Origin of the sequence: Arthrobacter sp. HMWF013, assembly GCF_003061105.1 — a bacterium.
In the GTDB taxonomy this organism is placed as follows: domain Bacteria; phylum Actinomycetota; class Actinomycetes; order Actinomycetales; family Micrococcaceae; genus Arthrobacter.
Genome location: NZ_QAIQ01000550.1, coordinates 1 through 2,338 on the forward strand (window position 1 = coordinate 1; position 2,338 = coordinate 2,338).

General features: G+C 65.1%; 1 protein-coding gene. It reads right to left on the reverse strand.

Going from position 1 to position 2,338, the window contains the following annotated elements; translation table 11 throughout:
- The coding region (locus DBR22_RS18795) for an FtsK/SpoIIIE domain-containing protein (RefSeq protein WP_258229302.1) at positions 1–2,067 on the reverse strand (2,067 nt) is incomplete at its 3' end.
- Between the last annotated feature and the right edge of the window lie 271 nt (positions 2,068–2,338).

Genomic DNA, 2,338 nt, shown 5'->3' on the forward strand with positions numbered 1-2,338 from the left:
GTCATTGACCAGTTCCTCCGCCCAGCCCCACGGGCCGGCACGAAAGGCCGACACCCAGGAACCCCAGCCCGCAATCGCCAACACAAGGGGAGTTTCCTGGGCGGCCAACGCCTGACGCGCCAGCCGCAGGGACTGCTCGTGTGCCAGGCGCTCCAGAATGCGGATGGCGCGACGAAGCTCGTGGAGCCCGGCCCTGGCGCCGACGCGGCCATGGGAGCCCACATCCCCGAACGAGTTGTCCGGGTCCAGTACGTATAGATGTGATTCCCACGGGTGCGATGCCACGTTGAGGACGGCCAGCCGGATAGCCTCCTGCACTCCGGACTCAGGGGCGCCGACGAGACCCAGATGGCCATGACCAGCAGGTTTCCAGATGAGGGGTGCCGTTCGTTGTTCGGAAGGTAAGTCCACCAAGCCGAGTTTGACGGACCATCCTTGACTGACAGGCCGGCCTTGCCAGGTGCCGGCATTCCCAACGGCCCCGAGACCATTCCCAGCAGAGCCAAGTGTCCCGGCTCCCAGTGAGCCATCGGGTTCATGCAAAACGAGGGGGAGGGCCGGCGCTACTGGCTTACGGACGGCTGAGCCGTTCAAGGATGTCCAAAGCGCGGACGTGGAAGCCACCAACGGAGCGGTCGCAGTGGCGGGGGTAGGTTCCGTGCCTGTGGCTCCCCGATATCCAAGAGCATGCGAAGATTCGGACACCGTAGCGCAGTCCATGTATTCAGATGCCAACCGCAGCGACAGCCCGGACGGCTCCGACGTCAGGGCTCCGGCTGTCAGCGAAGCGGCTTGGAACTCCAGGGGCGGCTCCGTCCCCCGAGCGAGAAAAGCCCTTCCAGGGGTGTCCAGGCTGATCCCTGCCGCGACGTTGGAATCGATGATGTCCATGGACTCCATCTCCGATTGGACACGCAAAGCGATGCTGGTTGTCACGTTGGCACGGATGTCTGCCGTCAAGGCCCCTTGGGGGCGTTGCGTTGCCATGATCAGGTGGATCCCCAGCGAGCGTCCGATTGCTGCGATTCTCATCAGCTCACGGAGCGCCTCGGGGGCGTCCTCCACGAGCATGCGGAATTCATCGATGACGATCATGAGATGTGGTAGCGGTGGGCCAGCGGCCGAAGAGGCGCGATAGGACGCCAGATCAGGGGCCTGAACTTCGGCGAGCACTTCCTCACGGAACCTGATCTCGGCACGGAGGGACTGCAGGGACCGCTCCAGCTCGTAAGTCGTCAGGTCGGTGATCATCCCCACGCAGTGCGGGAGTCCGATCAATGGGCCGAGCCCTGAGCCGCCTTTGAAGTCGACGAAGAGGAAATTGATGCGATCCGGCGGGTAGCTGAGGGCCAAGGCAACGGTCAGGCTCCGCAGGAGTTCGGACTTGCCTGAACCCGTGGTACCCGCGACCAGCAGGTGGGGTCCATCGGCTTGGAGATCAAGCAGGCGGACGCCGTCCAGCGCCAGACCGATGGGGACGGCCAGTCCGGGGCGGTGGCGGTTTGTTGACCAACGGACGGCGGTTTCCGGCGTCGAATGCGGAAGCGTATCCTCCAGCCGGCACGATACCGGGATGCTTGGTCTGGAGTTACCGGAGCCGGTGGCATCTTGTGCAAGCCGCCGGCAAAACATGGTGAAGACGCCCGGGGGTGCCAAATCCGGCGCAAACGGGATGGTCCGGTCACCTGTGCGGAACAGGGAAGTGCCATCACCCAGTTCCACATCGGCTGGCATCGGGGCCGCTGCGCCGCTTAGGAACCGAAGGACCTGCCATGCGTTTTCCTGGGCCTTCCTGATGATCGCGTCGGCAGAAACTGACGTGTCCAGGAGAATCAGGACTCCGTGCCCGGAGCCAAAGCCGTGCTCCAGAACAGTTTTAGTCGTGGTTGCGTTGCCGGAAAGAGTGACGTCCTCCAGATAGCGCGCGGCGAGGGGAATCCGGCCCGCCTGGCCGTGAATAACCACGCGGGTGCCCCGGCCTGATGGGTAACCTGCCAGCTGCATCACCAGCGACCTGACCAGTCCATCAATGGAAGCCTGCGGGCCCCGGATGGTGGTGATTGGCATGCCAGGGTTGAGCGTCAGGGGGAGCACGCCTGCAGTCGGAATCTGCTGGCCCGGAACAGGCGGCTCGAACCGAAGGTTCGCCGGTTGAGGGCCCTGGCCTAACCGAAGCCACACACCGCGGTCCGTTCGTGGAGCGGGCAGGTGGGTTCCCGGGCCATCGACGGACACTCCGCCCCCGGGCACGCCCCCGGACGCGCCGCCCCTGGACGCGCCGCCGCCGGGTATGCCGGCCCCGGCCTTACCGTCCCCAACCAGGACGCGGACGGTCAGG